The 3504-nt window shown below is 61.3% G+C and carries 3 protein-coding genes; all 3 read left to right on the forward strand.

The genetic code is table 11. From position 1 onward, the window contains the following. The first annotated feature begins 82 nt into the window (after window positions 1-82). Entirely contained in the window at window positions 83-1012 is a 930-nt protein-coding gene (locus ABJP42_RS17895) for an AEC family transporter (RefSeq protein WP_348342805.1), read from the forward strand. A gap of 131 nt (window positions 1013-1143) precedes the next feature. Continuing rightward, complete coding sequence (gene fghA / locus ABJP42_RS17900; RefSeq protein WP_348342807.1) at window positions 1144-1977, forward strand: S-formylglutathione hydrolase; 834 nt, start codon at window positions 1144-1146, stop codon at window positions 1975-1977. A gap of 3 nt (window positions 1978-1980) precedes the next feature. After that, on the forward strand, window positions 1981-3504 hold a 1524-nt coding region (sthA, locus tag ABJP42_RS17905), incomplete at its 3' end, for a Si-specific NAD(P)(+) transhydrogenase (protein ID WP_490363235.1).

Genomic DNA, 3504 nt, shown 5'->3' on the forward strand with positions numbered 1-3504 from the left:
GACGGGCGGGAGCCCCACCTCTCCCCTTCAAACCCATTCTTTCCACCTTGCCTTTTGGCTCAGAGCCGCTCCCAATCCGGCAATGGCCGATATTTTCTTCAGAACCCTGCCCTTTTTTGCAATCATCGGTCTTGGCTACTGGGCCGGGCGCACGCGCTTCTTCACCGAGGAAGCCACCGCCTATCTCACCAAATTCATCTTCTTCTTCCCGCTCTCGGCGATGATCTTTCGCTTTTCCGCCAATCTCTCCTTTGCCGAAATCTTTGACGTGGATCTGGTGCTGGCCTATCTCCTCGGCACCATGGCGGTCTATCTGTTGGTAACCCTTGTCGCCATGACCCGGCGCCTGGACATGCCCACCGCCGCTGTCGAGGGGCAATGCGCGGCCATTGGTAATGTCGGCTTCCTTGGCCTGCCAATGATGGCCATGCTCTTTGGTGAGGCCTCGATTGCGCCAATGATGGTGGTGCTGAGCGTCGATCTGGTGGTGTTTTCCTCGCTGATCGTCATCCTGATCAATCTCGGGCGCGGCTCTGGCCTGGGGCTGGCCACGCTCAAACTGGTGCTGCTGGGCCTTATGCGCAATCCGATGATCCTGGCCATCTGCGCCGGGCTCGCCTGGTCCGCTGCCGAGGTGCCGATCCCGGTGCCGATGAATGACTTCCTGTCGATCCTGGGCGGCGCCGCCACCCCCGGCGCGCTGTTTGCCATCGGTGCCTCGCTGGCCTCCAAATCGGCCGAGCGCATGCAGATCGCCGTCTGGCTCAGCTTTGCCAAGCTGGTGCTGCACCCATTATGCGTGGCGCTCTGTGTGCTCTACCTGTTCCCGGTCACCGCCTTCTCAGCCATGGTGGCCATTGCCGCCGCCTCCCTGCCGGTCGCGGGCAATGTCTATATGCTGGCGCAGCACTACGGGGTAGCGCCGCACCGGGCCTCGGCCGCCATTCTGATTTCCACCCTGGTGTCGATCCTAACGGTTCCCATGGTGATCGCCTGGGTCACGCTGCTCTAGCCAAAAATCCGGGCGCAATTCAGATAATTGTAACGCGATTGCCGCATTAACGGTGCCAGCTGCCGCGCCTCCACTGGACCCGCGCGCCGCTGACAGGTAGCGATAGGGCAACCAAATACAGGAGCCTCGCCATGGAAACCGTTTCGCAAAACAAAGCCTTTGGGGGCAGCCAGGGCGTCTATCGTCACCAGAGCCAAGCAACCCAATGTGATATGACCTTTGGTCTGTTCCTGCCCGAAGAAGCCGCCGACGGGCCAGTGCCGATCCTGTGGTATCTCTCGGGTCTCACCTGCACCCATGAAAACGCCATGACCAAGGCCGGCGCCCAGGCCTGGTGCGCCGAACAGGGCATTGCCATTGTCTTCCCCGACACCTCTCCGCGCGGCGAAGGCGTGGCCGATGATGAGGCCTATGATCTGGGCCAGGGGGCCGGTTTCTACGTCAATGCCACGCAGGAACCCTGGGCGCCGCATTATCAGATGTGGGACTATATCGCGGAAGAGCTGCCGGCCCTGTTGGCGGAAAACTTCGCCATCGATCTCGACCGCCAGGCCATCACCGGCCACTCCATGGGCGGCCATGGCGCGCTGACCCTGGCGATGAACCTGCCCGGTCGGTTCAAATCGGTCTCGGCCTTTGCCCCGATCTGCAATCCCACCGGGGCTGACTGGGGCCGCAAACAGCTCTCGGCCTATCTGGGCGAGGATGAGACCACCTGGGCCAAGCATGACGCCACGCTGCTGATGCGCGACAAGGGTTTTGGCGGGCCAGTGCTGATTGACACCGGTACTAGCGACCAATTCATCGACCTGTTGCGCCCGGAAGCCCTGGCCGCCGCCCTGGCTGAAAAGCGCCAGGAGGCCACCCTGCGCCTGCAGCCGGGCTATGATCACAGCTATTTCTTTGTATCCAGCTTCATGGAAGACCACGTCACCTTCCACGCCGAAGCTCTGTATCGGGACTAACCCATGACCACTTCCGCTACCCCCACCATGACCGATTTTGACTACGACTATGATCTGGTGATTATCGGCTCCGGCCCCTCGGGGCGCACCGCAGCCATTCAGGCCGGCAAGCTCAAACGCCGGGTGCTGGTCATTGACCGGGCAGACCGGCTGGGCGGGGTCTCCGTCCATACCGGCACCGTGCCCTCCAAGACCCTGCGCGAAACCGTGCTCAACCTTTCTGGCTGGCGTGAGCGCAGCTTTTATGGCCGCTCCTACCGGGTCAAGGACCAGATCGCCGCCGAAGACCTCAAGGCCCGGCTGCATATGACCCTGGACCACGAAGTCGACGTTCTGGAGCACCAGTTTAACCGCAACCATGTGGAATGGCTGGCGGGGCTCGCCAAATTCACTGGCCCGAATGAGGTCGAGGTCGCCACCGAGGCAGGCGACACCACTCGGATCACCGGTGAAAAATTCCTCATCGCCACCGGCACCCGCACCTATCGCCCGGATGACGTGCCCTTCAATGGCAAGACCGTTGTCGACGGCGATGAATTCCTCGAGATGTCGTCGATCCCGCGCTCGCTGATCGTGGTCGGGGCGGGCGTCATCGGGGTGGAATATGCCACCATGTTCTCTACCCTGGATGTGCGGGTCACCCTGATCGAGCCGCGCGATACCTTCTTGGATTTCATCGACAGCACGCTTATTCAGGACTTCACGCATCAGATCCGCGAGAACGGCGTTGACCTACGCCTTGGCGCCGCCATCGACAAGATAGAAGACACCGGTAGCCATATCGAAGTCTCGCTGGACAATGGCCGCCATGTGCGCGGCGAGATGCTGCTCTTTGCGGCCGGCAGGATGGGCAATACCGATGGGCTGAACCTCAAATCCGTCGGGCTGGAGACCGATCATCGCGGCCGTCTGAGTGTGGAGCGCAAGACCTATCAAACCTCGGTGCCGCATATCTATGCCACCGGCGATGTCATCGGCCATCCTTCGCTGGCCTCCACCTCGCTGCAGCAGGGCCGGGTTGCCGCCTGTCACGCACTGGAAACCCCAACCCTGCCAGAAAGCCCCTGGTACCCCTATGGCATCTATTCGGTGCCCGAAATGTCCACCTGCGGCATGTCCGAGGAAGAGCTGCAGGAACGTGGCATCCACTATGAGATCGGCGTTGCCCGCTTCCGCGAAACCTCGCGTGGGCATATCATGGGGCTGGAACACGGCATGCTGAAGATGCTGATCAGCCTCAAAACCCGCCGGGTGCTAGGGGTGCAGATCGTCGGTGAAGGCGCCACCGAACTGATCCACATTGGCCAGGCGGTGATGAACCTGCAGGGCACGGTGGATTACTTTGTCCAGAACACCTTCAACTATCCGACCCTGGCCGAGGCCTATAAGATCGCCGGGCTCGACGCCTTTAACCGGATGCCCATCCCGGATGAGTTCAAGGCAAAGAAACCGGCCAAATCCGCCGCAAAAGCCAAGGCAGAACTTGCCGAGGCCAAGGACAAGACCGCTGACAAAAAGGCCGCCAAG

It is taken from the genome of Pseudophaeobacter sp., from assembly GCF_039971195.1.
GTDB lineage: Bacteria > Pseudomonadota > Alphaproteobacteria > Rhodobacterales > Rhodobacteraceae > Pseudophaeobacter.

Bases quoted from the DNA above. Each gene is read 5' to 3' on its own strand.
- ABJP42_RS17895 (WP_348342805.1), top strand. From the start codon at position 83: ATGGCCGATATTTTCTTCAGAACCCTGCCCTTTTTTGCAATCATCGGT.
- fghA (WP_348342807.1), top strand. From the start codon at position 1,144: ATGGAAACCGTTTCGCAAAACAAAGCCTTTGGGGGCAGCCAGGGCGTC.